Source organism: Pseudomonas sp. R4-15 (genome assembly GCF_055768815.1).
Genome location: NZ_CM147293.1, coordinates 2,928,879 through 2,944,207, shown reverse-complemented (window position 1 = coordinate 2,944,207; position 15,329 = coordinate 2,928,879). Strand labels below are relative to the sequence as shown.

Annotated in this window: 17 protein-coding genes and 2 pseudogenes; 13 read left to right on the top strand and 6 right to left on the bottom strand. The window is 62.7% G+C overall.

Going from position 1 to position 15,329, the window contains the following annotated elements; all coding sequences use genetic code 11:
• The first annotated feature begins 90 nt into the window (after positions 1 to 90).
• The 7 genes and pseudogenes from ACYRGX_RS14130 to acuI all read left to right on the top strand — a co-directional run bounded on the left by ACYRGX_RS14130 (position 91) and on the right by acuI (position 6,045).
• The gene (locus ACYRGX_RS14130) at positions 91 to 624 is read left to right on the top strand and encodes an REP-associated tyrosine transposase (RefSeq protein WP_473053101.1); all 534 of its coding nucleotides are present in this window, start codon (positions 91 to 93) and stop codon (positions 622 to 624) included.
• Between the two features lie 457 nt (positions 625 to 1,081).
• A pseudogene (locus ACYRGX_RS14125) lies at positions 1,082 to 2,047 on the top strand (PAS domain-containing protein); the annotation flags it as partial.
• Between the two features lie 129 nt (positions 2,048 to 2,176).
• Positions 2,177 to 2,389: pseudogene (locus ACYRGX_RS14120) on the top strand (methyl-accepting chemotaxis protein); the annotation flags it as partial.
• 305 nt (positions 2,390 to 2,694) lie between these two features.
• Positions 2,695 to 3,414, top strand: a complete 720-nt coding sequence (locus tag ACYRGX_RS14115) for a hypothetical protein (protein WP_473053100.1) — start codon at positions 2,695 to 2,697, stop codon at positions 3,412 to 3,414.
• 354 nt (positions 3,415 to 3,768) lie between these two features.
• Positions 3,769 to 4,278 carry a hypothetical protein gene (locus ACYRGX_RS14110; protein ID WP_473053099.1) on the top strand — a complete coding sequence of 170 codons (510 nt, stop codon included), beginning with the start codon at positions 3,769 to 3,771 and terminating at the stop codon, positions 4,276 to 4,278.
• 104 nt (positions 4,279 to 4,382) lie between these two features.
• Complete coding sequence (gene acuR / locus ACYRGX_RS14105) at positions 4,383 to 5,015, top strand: acrylate utilization transcriptional regulator AcuR (RefSeq protein WP_473053098.1); 633 nt, start codon at positions 4,383 to 4,385, stop codon at positions 5,013 to 5,015.
• A 46-nt stretch (positions 5,016 to 5,061) separates the two neighbouring features.
• The gene (gene acuI, locus ACYRGX_RS14100) at positions 5,062 to 6,045 is read left to right on the top strand and encodes an acrylyl-CoA reductase (NADPH) (protein WP_473053097.1); all 984 of its coding nucleotides are present in this window, start codon (positions 5,062 to 5,064) and stop codon (positions 6,043 to 6,045) included.
• A 340-nt stretch (positions 6,046 to 6,385) separates the two neighbouring features.
• On the opposite strand, the gene ACYRGX_RS14095 is transcribed toward acuI, so the two are convergent.
• The 4 genes from ACYRGX_RS14095 to ACYRGX_RS14080 all read right to left on the bottom strand — a co-directional run bounded on the left by ACYRGX_RS14095 (position 6,386) and on the right by ACYRGX_RS14080 (position 9,304).
• The gene (locus tag ACYRGX_RS14095; RefSeq protein ID WP_473053096.1) at positions 6,386 to 6,610 is read right to left on the bottom strand and encodes a hypothetical protein; all 225 of its coding nucleotides are present in this window, start codon (positions 6,608 to 6,610) and stop codon (positions 6,386 to 6,388) included.
• A gap of 92 nt (positions 6,611 to 6,702) precedes the next feature.
• Positions 6,703 to 7,545, bottom strand: coding sequence for a hypothetical protein (locus ACYRGX_RS14090; protein WP_473053095.1), 843 nt, complete (start codon positions 7,543 to 7,545; stop codon positions 6,703 to 6,705).
• Between the two features lie 79 nt (positions 7,546 to 7,624).
• Entirely contained in the window at positions 7,625 to 8,353 is a 729-nt protein-coding gene (locus tag ACYRGX_RS14085) for a hypothetical protein (RefSeq protein WP_473053094.1), read from the bottom strand.
• Between the two features lie 168 nt (positions 8,354 to 8,521).
• Positions 8,522 to 9,304: a hypothetical protein gene (locus ACYRGX_RS14080; RefSeq protein WP_473053093.1), complete on the bottom strand. Its 783-nt coding sequence runs from the start codon at positions 9,302 to 9,304 to the stop codon at positions 8,522 to 8,524.
• Between the two features lie 426 nt (positions 9,305 to 9,730).
• Between ACYRGX_RS14080 and ACYRGX_RS14075 the strand changes: the two genes are divergently transcribed.
• Complete coding sequence (locus ACYRGX_RS14075) at positions 9,731 to 10,426, top strand: GNAT family N-acetyltransferase (protein WP_473053092.1); 696 nt, start codon at positions 9,731 to 9,733, stop codon at positions 10,424 to 10,426.
• A 3-nt stretch (positions 10,427 to 10,429) separates the two neighbouring features.
• Here the strand turns inward: ACYRGX_RS14075 and ACYRGX_RS14070 are convergent, their stop codons facing one another.
• Positions 10,430 to 11,173: a class I SAM-dependent DNA methyltransferase gene (locus tag ACYRGX_RS14070; RefSeq protein ID WP_473053091.1), complete on the bottom strand. Its 744-nt coding sequence runs from the start codon at positions 11,171 to 11,173 to the stop codon at positions 10,430 to 10,432.
• A 386-nt stretch (positions 11,174 to 11,559) separates the two neighbouring features.
• On the opposite strand from ACYRGX_RS14070, the gene ACYRGX_RS14065 reads away from it, so the two are divergent.
• Positions 11,560 to 11,907 (top strand): cupin domain-containing protein, encoded by a 348-nt coding sequence (locus tag ACYRGX_RS14065; protein WP_473053090.1) that lies wholly within the window; start codon positions 11,560 to 11,562, stop codon positions 11,905 to 11,907.
• 49 nt (positions 11,908 to 11,956) lie between these two features.
• Entirely contained in the window at positions 11,957 to 12,619 is a 663-nt protein-coding gene (locus ACYRGX_RS14060; RefSeq protein WP_473053089.1) for an ion channel, read from the top strand.
• A 3-nt stretch (positions 12,620 to 12,622) separates the two neighbouring features.
• Here ACYRGX_RS14060 and ACYRGX_RS14055 read toward each other — a convergent pair whose 3' ends face one another.
• Positions 12,623 to 12,871 (bottom strand): FmdB family zinc ribbon protein, encoded by a 249-nt coding sequence (locus tag ACYRGX_RS14055; RefSeq protein WP_473053088.1) that lies wholly within the window; start codon positions 12,869 to 12,871, stop codon positions 12,623 to 12,625.
• 273 nt (positions 12,872 to 13,144) lie between these two features.
• On the opposite strand from ACYRGX_RS14055, the gene ACYRGX_RS14050 reads away from it, so the two are divergent.
• From ACYRGX_RS14050 to ACYRGX_RS14040, 3 genes are all read left to right on the top strand, one after another.
• Complete coding sequence (locus ACYRGX_RS14050) at positions 13,145 to 13,660, top strand: MaoC family dehydratase (RefSeq protein ID WP_473053087.1); 516 nt, start codon at positions 13,145 to 13,147, stop codon at positions 13,658 to 13,660.
• A gap of 80 nt (positions 13,661 to 13,740) precedes the next feature.
• Entirely contained in the window at positions 13,741 to 14,736 is a 996-nt protein-coding gene (gene dctP / locus ACYRGX_RS14045) for a TRAP transporter substrate-binding protein DctP (RefSeq protein ID WP_473053086.1), read from the top strand.
• Positions 14,733 to 15,320, top strand: coding sequence for a TRAP transporter small permease (locus ACYRGX_RS14040; protein WP_473053085.1), 588 nt, complete (start codon positions 14,733 to 14,735; stop codon positions 15,318 to 15,320). Before dctP ends, ACYRGX_RS14040 begins: the two co-directional genes overlap by 4 nt.
• Positions 15,321 to 15,329 lie beyond the last annotated feature (9 nt).

Below are 15,329 nucleotides of genomic sequence, written 5' to 3'. Positions count from 1 at the left end.
CCCTACGGGGTGGCCGCGATGACGTAGGGTGGACAACGCGAAGCTTGTCCACCAGGGTTCAGGCGACACCCTGCTCAAGGAAGAGCTGCCATGCCGAACTACCGCCGCGCTGATGTTCCCGGCGCCACTTACTTCTTTACCGTCAACCTGCGGGACCGGAGCAGCGATCTGCTGATTCGTGAAATCGATTTGCTGCGCGAAACGGTACGAGCCACCCGGGCCCGGCATCCCTTCCAGATCGATGCGTGGGTGGTGTTGCCCGAGCACATGCATTGCCTGTGGACCCTGCCGCCCGGGGACAGCGACTTCGCCCTGCGCTGGAAGGTGATCAAATTCGCTTTCGCCAAGCGGCTGCCCTCAGACGAGGCACGCACGCGCGCTCAACAACGCCGTGGCGAGCGCGGCATCTGGCAACGGCGTTATTGGGAGCATCTGATTCGTGACCCACGCGATTACCAACGGCACTTCGATTACATCCACGTCAACCCGCTGAAACATGGGCATGTGCAGCGTCTGTTGGAGTGGCCGTATTCGAGCTTCCATCGTGCGGTGGCGATGGGCATCTATCCGACTGACTGGTGTTTAGAGCCGGGAGAAATAGACGGTAGTTATGGCGAAGGGTAATCGGGGACACGCCACGTTTTACAGCGCGTAGGATGGGTTGAGCGCAGCGATACTCATCGCCCCGGCCCACGATGGGTATCGTCGCTACGCGACTCAACCTATTCGGCCCGACCTACGCGGCCCGACCCATCCTACGCATCAACCCGCTCCCGGCACCGAAAGCGCCGACGCAGAGCGTGTTCGCGGCGGCATTCCCACGTGGGAGCCTTGGAACGCTCAACGGTCAGGTGCGAACAGTTCAAGCGCGCCAGACTGTTTCCGCCCGGCTGATGGCTCCAGACGGCCTCTCAGGCTAATATTTTGATGGCATTAAGACATCGCAATCCTGTCTGGATTGCGCTAGCGTTGCGCCCGCGGTGGCCTCTCGTTCTCCAGGGAGCCACGTTGTCAGCCTGCTGAAAAGCAGTCACCTCAGCCAGGGATTCGGCGTTCTTCACATTCCTCCGAGTCCCGAACCATGCTGAACCTCTTTCGCCCGCGCAGTGAACTGCGGGCGCTGAAGCAACTGACCGCTTCACTTCCCTCCTCTGCCCAAGGTACTCCCGGCCAAGGCTTGGCCAACTGGGCTGAGGTCCAGCGCGAATGGACCTTGCGCGAACAGAAATCCGCCCAGAGCGACAGCCGCATCGCCGAACTGGAAGAAGAACTCGAATCGGCGCGGCAGATGCTCGCCGAAGCCCAAGCCAGTGCCAAGACATCGGAAACACGCTTCGACCTGGTCAACCGGGCTTCCAGCGAGGGTCTCTGGGACATGGTCGTGGTGGCGGGCGATCCGGTGAACCCGCGCAACCAGTTCTGGTGGTCGCCGCAGTTCCGGCAGATGCTCGGTTTCCGTGACGAGAAGGATTTCCCCAATGTCCTGGCCAGTTGGTCGGATCGCCTGCACCCCGAGGACAAGGCCGCGACGCTGGAGGCCTTTGCCCGCCATTTGAACGACAAGACCGGCATGACCCCGTACCGCGTCAGGAATCGCCTGGCCATGAAGGACGGTACGTACCGGTGGTTCTTCGCCCAGGGCGAGACCCTGCGCGACAGCCGCGGCGTGCCGCTGCGTGTGGCGGGTGCGCTGCGTGACATCGACGACGAGCTGCAGCGCGAGCAGGAGCATGAGGTGATCATCACCCGCTTCGAGCTGGCCCGGGAGATGCTCTCGGACGGACTGTGGGACATGGAGGTGATTGCGGGTGACCCGGTCAATCCGAAGAACCCGTTCTGGTGGTCCCTGCAGTTCCGTCGTCTGCTGGGCTTCGAGACCGTCGAGGAGTTTCCCGATGAGCTGGACAGCTGGGCCTCGCGACTGCATCCGGAAGACAAGGCCTACAGCCTCGAAGCGTTCCAGGCACACCTGAACGACCGTACCGGCAAGACGCCCTTCGACATCGAGTACCGCTTGAAGATGAAGAGCGGTGAGTACCGCTGGTTCAGAGCACGCGGCCAGACCAAGCGCGACGCTTCGGGTGCGCCGCTACGCGTGGTGGGTGCATTGGTCGACGTGGATCTGGAGCATCAGCAGAGCTCAATGCGGGAGACGGAAGCCGCGCACCAGCGCACCCTGGAAGCCAACATCACCAAGCTCACGCAGATCGTCAGCACGATTCAGAGCATCGCCAGCCAGACCAACCTGCTCGCACTCAACGCGGCGATCGAGGCCGCGCGGGCAGGTGAAGCCGGGAGAGGTTTTGCGGTAGTGGCCGATGAGGTTCGCAAGCTGGCGACCCGCACCACCGAGGCCACCGAGCAGGCCGCGGAGATGATGCGTCATTAAGCGAGGCCGCCTGGATGGCTCAGGCAGCGGAGCGTGGAAACGATCAAACCGGAACGTGCGCGACGGGCCCTTTTGATCGTTCCCATGCCTGCGCATGAGCCCACAGGCGGACAGGTTCATTTCCCGCCCTTCATCTCTCGCGTTCGTGGAGCGCTTCCCGATCGTCGGCGGCAGGGTCTTTATCATGTGCGCCCATGCCGTCGCGGCGCTGACGGCCTGCCTGGTGGACAACGCGTCGTCTGTCCAGCAGAGTCCTGGCCTACGCCCGCGCCCGGCCTGCCCCGGCCAACGACTGGAAACGCACGATGCTGAACGATTGGGCCGATGCCCAGGACTTGTATTTCCAGGTCCGCAAGGAGATTCGCCAGCGCCTGTTCGCGCGCAAGGCGTGGTCCGTCAACAAACCGATCTACTCGATGCTGGGCTTGACCCTCCTGCTGATGGGATTTGGCCTGTATGCCGCGTTCCATCCTGGCTGGGCAATGGGGCTTTGCTATCTGCTGCTGATACCCTGGGCACTCGGTATGTTCTACAGCCGCCAGTGGACGATCCGGCAGCTCTATCCCGTGCATTTCCAGACCTATGGCTTGTACCGCCAATCAATCTGGCAACGTGACGATCTGCTGTGCTACGTCCTGTTTCTCGAGCGCCTTCGTTCAGCCGGCTGGAATGCGCAGCGGGCCGCCCGGGTAGCGGCGTACGCCGAGTCGTTAGAGGCGCCCGCCAAGCCTTACCTGCTATCGCAGAACGCGGTCTTCCTGGGCCTGCTCGGGGTATTGACCGGGCTCTCCGTCCAAGTCATTTCCGTCAGCGAGACCTTTGCCCGAGGTGGACTTTGGGCCGCCATACCCATTTGTATTGCGCTGATCTATCTCTTCTGGCTGTTCTACGACGGGCTGCACTCTCCGCGTCATCGGCGCGCCTACATTCGCCGCGATCTGCATCGGGCCAGCCTGGAGCGATCTTTCGAGGGTCCGTTGCCGAGCGAAGCGCCGCCACGCGCGGAGATCGACAACGCGGTTTGATCGAACCCGCCCTCCCACGTGAGGGCGCAGCCCTCGACGTTCCGCGTCCTGCCCCCGCGTTCAGCGGCTCGACGCTGGGAGGGTTGCGAGATACCGCGCCTCACTAGGGGGCTATACCGCCAGCGATTCAAGCGTCAGTCCTACACGGCGCGATGGAGCTTGGAATATCTGGAGCAGCGCGGTGCGGCGCAGGTGGTATGGGCAGCACGCTGCTATTCTTGGCGTTGCCTCTGATTGGCGCATTTCGGCGGCCTTCGGGCACCCAAGCCAGGACGGCGTCGATAGCTCGAGATACCCTACCCCCGAGCGGTAACACCAGCCGCTGGGAATCCCCAGACTGCAAAGGATGGCTCCATGACCTCGAATACCCTGCGTGCCACGCTATGCTCCGCCCTCCTCATGCTGGGCCTCGCCGGCTGCGGCGGTAGCGATGCCCCCACGCAAGTCCTGAGTCTGAAGCTGGATGGCAAGGCACTGGACTTCGATGCGCACCTGAGCGCCAACGATCCACCGGCCGAGGCGGTGGTCCACTTCGTTACGGTGGCTGGCCATCTGGACGAGGATGCACGCTCGCCGGGTTTTGGCTTTCAGTTGGTGCACGCCGACGTCCAGCCGGGCGCCTACAGCACGGATGACGCCAAGTTGCACGCCAACTACTACGTACAGAACGGCAATGGCAGCACTACCAGCTATCTGGCCGACGGCAGCTACGGCAGTCGTTTCGTGCTGACGGTCAGTGCGATGGACGAACAGCATGTCGAAGGCAGTTTTTCAGGCGTGCTGCGCCTCAATGGTGGCGGCGAGAATGGACCTTTCCTGCAGGTTACCAACGGGCGCTTCTCGGCCAACTACAACGGGCGCTGATGTGCTAGCCGCGCACCTCCGCAGCAGGGTGGCGCCATTGACGACAGGAGCCTCTGCCGAGGAGAGGATTGATATTTTGAGACGGTCGGTCTAAATTAATTCGCATGAAAACGCCTACCCCTCCCGTCCGCCGAGGCCGACCGCCCAAAGTCGCTCGTGAGCACACCGAGACTCGCGAACTCCTCCTGCGCTGCGGGATGGAGGTTTTCACGGAGCAGGGATTCACTGCGACGGGGATCGATGCCGTGCTCAAGCGAGTACAGGTTCCCAAGGGTTCGTTCTATCACTACTTCGATAGCAAGGAAGCGTTCGGCCAGGCCGTGCTTCAGCGTTACGGGGAGTATTTTGCCCGGAAACTGGATCGCTGGTTCCTGGATGAAGAAGTAGCGCCACTGCAGCGTCTCAACAACTTCGTCGAGGACGCCAAAGCCGGCATGGCGCGCTATGAGTTTCGGCGAGGCTGCCTCGTCGGCAATCTGGGGCAAGAAGTGCTGGTCCTTCCCAGCAGCTTCCGCCAGCAATTGGAGGCCGTGCTGCAGGATTGGGAAAAGCGTCTGCTCATTTGCCTGAGGGCCGCACAACAGGCAGGTCAGCTATCCACCCTGGATGACTGCGCGGCCCTGGCTGCTTATTTTTGGATTGGCTGGGAAGGCGCGGTACTTCGCGCCCGACTGGCTCAGAACGCCCGTCCCCTGGATATTTTCATCGAAGGCTTTCTTGCCGGAATCACGCGGTGATTTCGCAGGATTATTTAAAGACGATCGGTCTAATATGAGGCAACCCATGTTCAAAGCAATCCTGGTCGAGTCCGAAGATTCCAACTATCAAGCACGGCTGACGGAAATGGAGGACTCGCAACTCCCGGAGGGGGACGTGACCGTGGAGGTCGCTTACAGCACCCTCAATTTCAAGGATGCACTGGCGATCACCGGGCAGAGCCCGGTGGTGCGACGGTTTCCCATGGTGCCGGGTATCGATCTTGCGGGGACGGTCGCGAGCAGTGCTCATCCGGCCTACAAGGCCGGCGACAAGGTGCTCTTGAATGGATGGGGCGTGGGCGAGAGCCACTGGGGCGGGCTGGCTCAAAAGGCGCGCCTGAACGCAGAGTGGCTGATTCCCCTCCCTGCAACACTGGACGAGAGACAGTGCATGGCAATAGGCACCGCTGGATATACCGCGATGCTTTGCCTGATGGCGCTCGAGCGCTTTGGCGTCACGCCGAGCGACGGGCCGGTACTCGTGACCGGTGCCAGCGGCGGCGTGGGCAGCTTTGCGATCAGTCTGCTGGCGGTCAATGGCTACTCGGTCATCGCCGCGACCGGCAAGGCCGAGGAAGCCGACTATCTCAGGGAACTGGGGGCGGAAACCGTCATCGATCGCACCGAACTGGCAGCGCCGGGACGTCCGTTGGCGAAAGAACGCTGGGCCGCGGCCATCGATTCCGTAGGGAGCCATACGCTAGCCAACGTCTGTGCCGGTACCAAGGCCGAAGGGGCGGTGGCGGCCTGTGGCCTGGCCCAAGGCATGGACCTGCCGAGCACCGTTGCCCCGTTCATTCTCCGCGGTGTGAGTCTGCTTGGAGTGAACAGCGTAACTCAGCCCTACGCTCGCCGCGTTGAAGCCTGGCAACGCCTTGCCCAGGACATGCGCCGCGAACACCTGGCGAGCATTACTCGCGAAGTAAGCCTGCAGGGCGCACTCGAGGCCTCGCGGCAGTTACTCGACGGCAAGATTCGAGGCCGGCTCGTCGTAGACGTGAATGCTTGATTGCTTCGAAACGGCCAAGGCGTCGCTACCACCGCGCCATGCTCGCCGCCTGCACGGTTCGCCTGGCAAGGTCAGCGCGGATCACTGCGGTCGGCACAACCACCGTGATCGCGATGCTCATCCGGCACCTGAGCACCCGTCCGGCCTACATCAGCGATCTTCGCCCTCTCCCACCTCAACAGCGCGCCGCCCGGGTCCTTGAGGAGCCAGGTGCTGCAGAGGGTGGTGGGGGTTCTCCCCCATCCCTGCGGCATGGCCGATCAGGGCGGGATATTCGAGCCTCCTAACGGACTGGCGTGGCGGTCAAGACAGCTTGAGGGACACGCCAGTCCTCACGGGATTACACCTCCATGAAGCTCGCAGTCTGGATGCCAGGCACGCCCGGAGCGATGCACTTGACCGAGATATGGCCATGTTGATCGGTACGCAGGGTGTAGTGCTCTCCGGCCACCGGGCCGTTCAACGGCAGGCAGTTCGGGACTTCCCAATGCAGATTAACTTTCTGGGCTTCATCTCCATTGGCAACGACTTTGTTAGTAGCGGGATCGTATACGGCAGTAGCCATGAGTGTGTCCTTCCTTCGTGTTTGAGAGTGTGCAGGCTGGCTCCTGCTGGCCGTTGCTCTGCGCACTGGCCGTCCGAGCCTACGACCTCACGCTACCTGCTCGCCTGAGCCCTTTTAAGTAGCGTTACGGTATCTCCCGCAGCACTCATGGAGCCCTGGCTATAGGGTCCCTCGACGAAGGCGTTGAGCGCGGGATCGAAATGAACACTGCTGTTATTCGCCGCGCTTAGTGTTACCTCATGGTAGCGGCTTAGCGTCGGACCGGATGGGGCACCGTACGCCCCCGCCACCTGGAAGACCTCATGTGCCACAGGCTTGAGGAGCGCCAACGGCAATCGAGTGCCCGTGTCTACGCCGCTACCCACGAGAATCCATACTTGCGGAGTGGTCAGGGACATGACCTGTGTCTGGAACATTTGCAGGGTGCTGTAACGAGTGGGTGAAGGCTGAGCGGGCTTGCCGGAGGCACTGTCGTAGATAAAGCCGCTGAGTCCTGTGGCCACGGGCTGCGCATTGGGTGGGGCATTGAAGTAGAGGCTGAAGTACCCAGCTAACCCGGGGCCTTCTCCATCGATGCGGTACCCGTTGAAACTGTATGTCTGGCCTTCCGTTACCCGTTGCGAAACGCTCGGAGTGATTACCTGTAGGGGCTCCACGGGATGCATGGATACATACAACGCTGCATCCAGCTCCAGCCGCAGCGTTGTGCTGTCGGCCAGCGGCGGCTCCAAGGCTTGCGCCACTACCACCGTGGCATCTTGCGAAGCCGGCGTCGGCAGCACGATGAGAATCCGCTGGTTTCCTTTTGAAAGAAACTGGCGGGCCTCCTCGTTCAGATACAGAGTCAATTGCAGGGGTGCAGGCCAGGCCACCGGAGCGAGCGAAATAAGCACCAGCCATGCGAATAGAGATACGCCTAATCGATAGTGGGACATCGCGTACCTCGGCGGCAAAACGGAAAGCGCGCACCCACGCTACCGCGCGGGTGCGCGCCAATTTCGGCGAGGCAGACGATCAACCCGCCGAGTTGATGATGGTGCCAATGGTCGAACCGGAGCTGACCGGATCGACAGGGGCCGCGCCCGGTTGGTTGGTGATAGCGAAGGTGCTCGGCAACACCTGCAGGTCGTATTCGATGTTGCTGGCAGAGAACGAGAAGGTGCAACCAGGTGCCGAGACGTTAGCCTGGACATTACCCGACTGCAGGTTCTGCTGCGCGGCGACCAGCAGGATGGTGTCCAGGGGCTTCATGATGATGGAACCCTGAGGATTCAGGGTGAACGCGCAGAACGGCAGGTATTCGTTGCCCTGCGGCGTGTTCACCAGACCGGCCAGCCCGACCGTCAGCGGCGGAGTACCCGCAGGGCGGTTATTGAACAGGCCCATGCTGTCGGCGGGTACGCCGGTCACGCCTCCCGAACCAAAACTACCGTCCGCATTGAATGTCTGCGCACTCCCCAGTTGCAGCGGGTTGGATATGCGCTGCATCTGGATCGTGGTATTGGCGGCAATGTTGCCCTGCGTACTGATGTACAACTTGTACATCGGCGTGTAATTGATGCTGACCTCGCCGAAGACGGTACCGAAAGGCACCGAGAACCAGGTCGGCACGCCGGTGGTGAGCTGGTTGGGGCCTACGGCGCCTTTGTATGCCAGCAAGTTGTAGCCTTGCTGTTGCAACTGGCTGAGCACGGCCATGGAAGAGGCCGAAGTGAAGTCGAAATCCATCGAGAACGTAGTCATAACGTCACCTGTCGATCCTTAACACATTAGGGGTTGCCAGCCGTCCATCGCGCTCGGCTGGCGACTAAGCCTCGGGCGGGGCTTTGCGGTGCAGGCCTCTGCCGACGACTCGGAAGTGACCCTATCAAGCGCTCATGCGGCGCCATAAGTAGCGTTACCGTAACCCCCTCAGAGGTGCAGACACGGCCTTCCGTGATGAGGGCCATTGAGGAAGCGCTGAAGGGCGCTGCAGATGGACGAGGCCATGGCGGCTTGATGGCTAATCGCTAAATAGGCGGCGCCGTCGAACTGTTCCGACCACGCGACGCAGCCGCTCTGTATCTCGATCAGGCGCACGGACGCACGAATTCGCTCGGCGTCGACGAGCACGCTACCCTCCAGTCGGTGGCCCAAGCGCTCGTTCGCCTGATTGCTGTCCGTCGACTCGATGATGATGCGGCGGTCCAGGTTCTTGTACAGCAAGTGGGTAAGTTCTTCGTGCAAGCCGACGGCAAAGCGTTGCCATTGCGCATGGGGGGACACGCACCGGAATGGGCAGATGGCGAACGCGGCAGGGATAGTGGCAGTGGTGCAACCCAGAGAACTCCTGCGGCGAAACAGTGGCATGTAGCTACCCATCGGCACCACGACTTCCAGGCTGGCGTCCTGCCCGATGGAGGCGTAATAGCTTTTCAACTTGGCGCGTAAGCGGCCTATTTGCACCCGCACAATTGGGTCATCACCTGGGCTGTAGCTCAGCGGATCTCGATCGAACACCGCCATGCCAATAGCGTATTCGCTGGTGTCTCGCGCGCTTTCTCGGAGCGCTTGCTCGACCAGGTAGTCGAGTAGTCGCGCCATACGCGGCGACTTCCGAAACGCTTCGCTGTTCAGTAATGCGTCCCGGGCATCCTTGACGTCTTCTGCGTCAACGCGATCCGGTCCAACGCACTGCACGTGTGCATCAGTCATGGCATGTATTTCCTCTGCATCCTTACATGGAAAAACGGTGCGCATGCCGTGTGACTGAACTTGCCTTATCGCTGAATAGCGTGACTGCGCCACACAGCACTTTATGTGGGCGAGCGCACTGAGGCTGGGCCGCAGTCTATAGCGGGGGCGAGAAGACCTATCAGTAACGTTACTGTAGCGTCGGACAGGAACTCTCGAAGAGCGATTGGCGTGACGCTCCAAATACAGCGCGCGGCCCTTCCGGGATTCGTGCATACCGATCACCGCATCAGAACGTGTCCAACACGCGACTGACTTCAGTGCCGTCGACGGCGCAGGCGCTTCCCATCATGGGCGGCGGCGCGTGGTGTCGATCGCCTGAGCAGGAGCATGCACGGGTTCAGGGCGTTACACTCCTCGCTCCAACGTTTTGGAGTTCAGACAGCGATGTTCACCCTCTCCCACCTCAACAGTCCGCCACCCGAGTCCTTGAAGAGCCAGGTGCTGCAGATGGTGGTGGACTACTTCGGCGATCTCAGCCCGGTGCCGCTGGTGGCGAGCAATCCGCTGTATCAGCTGTACCAGTACGTGATCGGCTACGAGGTGCATCTGTATCTGCAGGCGATGAATGGCGCCAACGACGGACCGGCCCAGTTGCTCCTGGCGCTGGACGACGAGGACCCGGCGCAGGTGCTGGGTTTCGCCCTTTACCTGCCGAGTCCGGACGATTCCGAGGCCTGCACCCTCGCCTACCTGGCGGTACGCGCCGAGCGGCGCCGCCAGGGCATTGGCAGGGCACTGCTGCAGCGAGTGACCGAACAACGCCCGCACCTGGAGCTGGCCTGCGTGGCAAGCCAGGTGCCGTTGTTCGAGGCGCTCGGCCTGCAGGTGCTGCAAGCACGGGGCTCCCAGGTGCTGATGAACAGCCTCGGTTATCGCTCCAACGGCATGGTCGCCGTACAGGACCTGGCGCCGGTCTTCGCCTCGACCGAGGTCCGGCAGATCCACGCCTACCTGCTCAAGCAGCACGGTCAGCGCGCCATGCAGCAGGCCGAGACGCTGCGCGATCGCCATCTCGATGCGCTGGCCGAACAGGCGCTGCTGGTGCTGGACGAGCGACTGCCTTCGCGCGCATTGCACTGAGCGCTACTTCCGCACGCAGACGAATAACGCATTGCCCGCCTCACCGTCCCAGGGCAGCAACCGCTCGTAGTCGTGAGCCAGCACATGCACCTCGAAAGCCGGCGCCAGGAGGGCCTGCAGTTCGTCGAAGCTCACCGCCACCATCGGATGCTCGTCATGCCAGACCTGGGTCCGCTGCGCCTGGGTGCGCTCGATGCGCAGGCGTAGCGACTGCCGCTCGCCCTCACCGGCATAGAACCAGCCGGAACTGAAGCGAAACTGCCCGTCGGCATGACTCGCGCGGTGGGAAACGCAGGACGCGTTGTCGATGCGCCGCTTGTCGACGGCGTTGAAGCAGAATACGCCGCCCTCGGACAACGCGCCGTGGACTGCGGCGATGCAGGCTCGCAACCGCTCCAGACTGCCGCTGTAGTGCAGCGAGTAGAGGAAGCAGGTCACCAGGTCCACCGGCTCGGGCAGGCTGAACGCGCACATGTCCTGCAGCAGGAAGCGCGCCTGGGGGCAGCGCTGGGCGGCGCGTTCGAGCATCGGGGCGTTGATGTCCAGGCCGCCGCTGAGGTAGTCCATGTCGAGGAAGTGCCGCACGTGCGGGCCGGTGCCACAGGCGAGGTCCAGGTGGCGGCGGCCGCCATTACCGAACAGGCGCTGCAGTCGCTCGACGCAATGGCTTTGCGCGCGATAGTCGATGTCCGCGCACATCAGGTCGTAATAACCGGACAGGTCGGTGTAGAGGGCGTTGGAGGACATGTTGAGCGGGTGCTGGGCTGGGACCTTTCGGCGGCGGCGCATCATAGACGAAGGCTTAGGTGATGGATGCATTTTTTACGGCGACTGGCGTTCCTCCGCAGACGGACCTTGAGGCGAAGGCCTCCAAGCGCGCGCTCGGGCCTCTCCCACGGCCCGTGAACCTGGGCATCGGCGCGGCGCTCTGCGCCCAGCCGCCGAGCGCTGCGGGCCGAGATCGACGAGGCGCACCATGCCTCCCAGCGGAGCGGGCGTGATCGCCTGAGGTTGAAGACACCCGACAGTTGAAGCCATAGCGCAAACGACTACCCCGAGGTCGATGGCAGACAATCGAGCCTCTGCGGCGGCCTCTATGGTGAGCGTCCTTTCCCGCCACCCCGGAGCCCGTCATGGCTAACAAACCCGTCACCGTCCTACGTGATACCCAGCCGATGCCCGTCGTCGACGCCTGTAAGTGGGAGCGCATCGAGGGCGATCCGCACACCGTCAACCTCAACGCCTACACCTCCGAGGACGGCAGCAAGATTATGGGTACCTGGATCTGCACGCCCGGCAAATGGCGCGTGGAGTACGTGAAGTGGGAGTACTGCCACTTCCAGGAAGGCTACTGCATCATCACCCCGGACGGCATGGAGCCCATCCACCTGAAAGCCGGCGACATCTTCGTGGTCGAGCCCGGCATGAAGGGCACCTGGGAAGTGGTGGAGACGGTGCGCAAGTATTTCGTGTTCGCCTGAAGGGCAGTTGCGGCAGAATGGCCGGCCATTCCACCCGGACTCGGCCCGCATGCTCAGCGCTCACCGCTATCTGATCCGCTATCCCTCCGCCAGCCTGTTGTTCGTTCAGCTACTGGGCATCGTGCTCTATCCGATGATGGAGCAGTTGCCGGAGGGACGCGCCATCGTCGGGGCGTTCGGCATCGTGGTGCTGGTGATGTCGCTGCGCATGGTGCGCAGCAGTCCGACCATCCAGTGGGTAGCCTTCAGCCTGGCGGCGTGCATCCTGTTGCTCACGGTGGCGGTGGAGCTCAATGACAGCGCGGCCATGGCCATCACCCTCGCCACACTGGAATCGCTGTTCTATTTCTACGCGGCAGGCAGCCTAATCGCCTACATGATGGAAGACCAGCGCGCGACCACCGACGAGTTGTTCGCGGTGGGTACCACCTTCACCTTGCTGGCCTGGGGCTTTGCCCACGCCTTTTCCGTCTGCCAGCAACTGAGCCCGGGCAGCTTCACCGCCGCGGTCGATGCCGCTGCCCCGCGCTCCTGGGTGGAATTGCTGTTCCTCAGCGTCTCGATCCTGTCCGGCGTGGGTCTGAGCGACATTACGCCGATCAGACCCTTCGCTCGCGCACTGGTGATGCTCGAACAGTTCGCCGGGGTGATGTACATCGCACTGGTAGTCACGCGCCTGATCGGCCTGAGCATCCGTCCGCGCCAAAGCTGACGCTCAGACGCAGTTGCCGGCGCACCCGCCCCGCGCGCAGGCCGGCGCCTCGGGGTTCTTCAGCGCGCGGCTGTTGACCACACCCGCGGCACTGAGCAGGCGGCTCACCGGTGCGTCATCGGCGATCGCCGGATCTGCCGGTACGGCGCCGGCAGCGCGTAGCTCACCCCAGGTCCTGGGGTTCAGGCTCATCGAATGGCGGACTTCGTAAACCTCGCCGTTGGCTTCGCAGCGGTAGTCGTAGGTGGGCATGGAGCGTTCCAGTGGGTCGGTGGTGGCGCATTGTACGCCGTGCGACGGCGCGGGCGCGTGCGACCGTTGGTGGCGCAAGCTGCCCTTGCTGAAAATATTTCGTCGCTGTTCCATCGCGGCCAAGGCGCAAGCCAGAGCGGCTGCATCATGCATCACGAGTTCCCTGGCCACAGTCACGCAGAAAAATCGATTGACCCTGACCGATCGGTCTCCTAAATTCAGTTGTACGGACAACATGACATCCGAACAACAAACATAAAAACGGAGATCGACATGAGCCTCAAGCAGATCGGCGAGCAGCGCTATCGCGGGCAGATCGGCCGCTATTTCGAAGACTTCGAGATTGGCGACGTCTACGAGCACCGCCCGGGGCGGACCATCACCGAGACGGACAACATCCAGTTCTCGCTGCTCACCATGAACCTCCACCCGATGCACTGCGACGCCGCCTACGCCGCCAAGAGCGAATTCGGCCGGCCGCTGGTGAACAGCGGGCTGACCGTCGCCATCGTGCTGGGGATGACCGTGCCCGACGTTTCCGGCAAGGCCATCGCCAACCTGGGCTGGAAGGACATTTCCCTCACTGCGCCGGTATTCCCTGGCGACACCATTTACGCCGAGTCTGAAGTGCTCGACAAGCGTGCCTCTCGCTCGCGGCCCAACCAGGGCATCGTCACCGTCAAGACCGTGGGCAAGAAGGCCGACGGCACGGTGTTCATGACCTTCGAACGCAACGTGCTGATCCAGATGCGCGAGGGCAATACCCTCGACGAGGCAGCCGGCTACTGATTCGCCATTGGGGCGCCCGCCCCTTATACCGCTGACGCTGCACTGCAATTCCTCAACAACAACAAATACGAGGAAACACCATGTCCATGCTCACGCGTTTCATCGCGGCATCCGCCGCATCCTTCGCCCTGGCCGCACTACCTGCCGTGCACGCGGAGGAACTGGTTCTACCCAACGAGGTGGCCGCCAACCACTGGAAGACCGGCTACATGAACCAGTTCGCCGAACAGGTGGCCAAGCGCACCAACGGCGAGCTGGAGGTCAAGGTCTTCCCCGCCGCACAACTCTACAACGACCAGGACGCCCTGGCCGCACTGGGCACCGGCGCGGTACAGATGGTCTGGCCGGTGTCGGTACGCATCGAGACCATCGATCCCCGGCTGGGCGCGATCAACCTGCCCTTCACGCTCACCGACGACTTGATGAACAACCGCTGCTACGCCAAGGGGCTCACCGAGCTGATGTCCTCCTATGTCGAGCCGCGCAACCTGAAGATCCTCGGTCTGCTGCGCGCGGCGGACCTGTTCTTCATCTTCTCCAAGCACGACGTGCGCAAGCTGGAGGACGTCAAGGGCACCAAGATCCGCGTGATCGGCGGCCGCGTGTTCCTCGACACCATCCGCGCCCTCGGCGCCAGCCCGGTATCGATGCCGGCCTCGGAAATGAGCAGCGCGCTCGGCCAGGGCGCCATCGACGGGGTCTTCACCTCGGCCGCCGGTTGGGCGGAAATGATCGGCAAGACCGGCCAGTACGGCTGGTACGTTCCCAACTTCTCGCTGACCACCTACGCCGTGGTGGTCGACAAGGTCTGGTTCGATGCCCTGCCCCAGTCCGAACAGGACGCCATCACCACCAGCATGGACGAGATCGTCGCCCGCCAGTGGAAGGAGGTGGTGGTCGAAGACCAGAAGCTGATCGACAAGATGACCGCCCAGGGCGCGCAGTTCCATACGGCGGACGCGGCGGAGATCGCCCGCTGGAAGAGCCTTTCCGAAGCGAACAAGCAGAGCTTCGCCACGGAACATCCTGACGTGCTGCCGGCGATGCAGGCCATCCAGTCGAGGTGCGTGCAATGAATGCCCACGCGCAGCCGGCCCCGTCGACGTCGACGACGCAACGTCCGGCGCAGCCGGCCGTCGAGGCGCGTCGCAGCCTCTGGTGGCTGTTCGAGCGCAAGGTGTTGCTCAACGTCGCCACCGTGATGTTCCTCGCCTCCATCGGCGTGATGGCCTTCGAAGGACTTTCGCGCACGCTGGTCGGCAGCAGCGCCTTCTGGGCGGAGGAAGGTGTGCGCTACCTGATGGTCTGGGCGTTCTTCCTCACCCTGGGCATCACCGGCCGTAGTGGGCATCACATCCGCACCGAACTGCTGGTCGAGCGCCTGCCTCCGGCGCTCAAGCGGGCCTGCCACGTGCTGGCCTCGCTGGTCGGCCTGAGCTTCTGCGGCCTGCTGTTCTACGCCTCGCTGCCGCAGGTCCACCGCTACTGGACGATGGGCATGATGACCGAATCGAACCTCGACCTGCCGCTGTGGGCGTTGTTCATGGTCATGCCCATCGGCGCCCTGCTGTTCTTCGCCTACTACCTGCGCTGTCTGCTGCTTGCCCTGCGTGGCCGCGACCCGTTCGGCAATGGCGAGATCACCGGCTCGCAACTCTAGGAGCATCGC

Coding starts and splice junctions, on each gene's coding strand:
- ACYRGX_RS14060 (WP_473053089.1), top strand. CDS start 11,957: ATGCTCAGCGCTCACCGCTATCTGATCCGCTATCCCTCCGCCAGCCTG.
- ACYRGX_RS14055 (WP_473053088.1), bottom strand. CDS start 12,871: ATGCCCACCTACGACTACCGCTGCGAAGCCAACGGCGAGGTTTACGAA.
- dctP (WP_473053086.1), top strand. CDS start 13,741: ATGTCCATGCTCACGCGTTTCATCGCGGCATCCGCCGCATCCTTCGCC.
- ACYRGX_RS14050 (WP_473053087.1), top strand. CDS start 13,145: ATGAGCCTCAAGCAGATCGGCGAGCAGCGCTATCGCGGGCAGATCGGC.
- ACYRGX_RS14075 (WP_473053092.1), top strand. CDS start 9,731: ATGTTCACCCTCTCCCACCTCAACAGTCCGCCACCCGAGTCCTTGAAG.
- ACYRGX_RS14090 (WP_473053095.1), bottom strand. CDS start 7,545: ATGTCCCACTATCGATTAGGCGTATCTCTATTCGCATGGCTGGTGCTT.
- ACYRGX_RS14115 (WP_473053100.1), top strand. CDS start 2,695: ATGCTGAACGATTGGGCCGATGCCCAGGACTTGTATTTCCAGGTCCGC.
- ACYRGX_RS14065 (WP_473053090.1), top strand. CDS start 11,560: ATGGCTAACAAACCCGTCACCGTCCTACGTGATACCCAGCCGATGCCC.
- acuI (WP_473053097.1), top strand. CDS start 5,062: ATGTTCAAAGCAATCCTGGTCGAGTCCGAAGATTCCAACTATCAAGCA.
- ACYRGX_RS14110 (WP_473053099.1), top strand. CDS start 3,769: ATGACCTCGAATACCCTGCGTGCCACGCTATGCTCCGCCCTCCTCATG.
- ACYRGX_RS14070 (WP_473053091.1), bottom strand. CDS start 11,173: ATGTCCTCCAACGCCCTCTACACCGACCTGTCCGGTTATTACGACCTG.
- ACYRGX_RS14080 (WP_473053093.1), bottom strand. CDS start 9,304: ATGACTGATGCACACGTGCAGTGCGTTGGACCGGATCGCGTTGACGCA.
- acuR (WP_473053098.1), top strand. CDS start 4,383: ATGAAAACGCCTACCCCTCCCGTCCGCCGAGGCCGACCGCCCAAAGTC.
- ACYRGX_RS14095 (WP_473053096.1), bottom strand. CDS start 6,610: ATGGCTACTGCCGTATACGATCCCGCTACTAACAAAGTCGTTGCCAAT.
- ACYRGX_RS14130 (WP_473053101.1), top strand. CDS start 91: ATGCCGAACTACCGCCGCGCTGATGTTCCCGGCGCCACTTACTTCTTT.
- ACYRGX_RS14040 (WP_473053085.1), top strand. CDS start 14,733: ATGAATGCCCACGCGCAGCCGGCCCCGTCGACGTCGACGACGCAACGT.
- ACYRGX_RS14085 (WP_473053094.1), bottom strand. CDS start 8,353: ATGACTACGTTCTCGATGGATTTCGACTTCACTTCGGCCTCTTCCATG.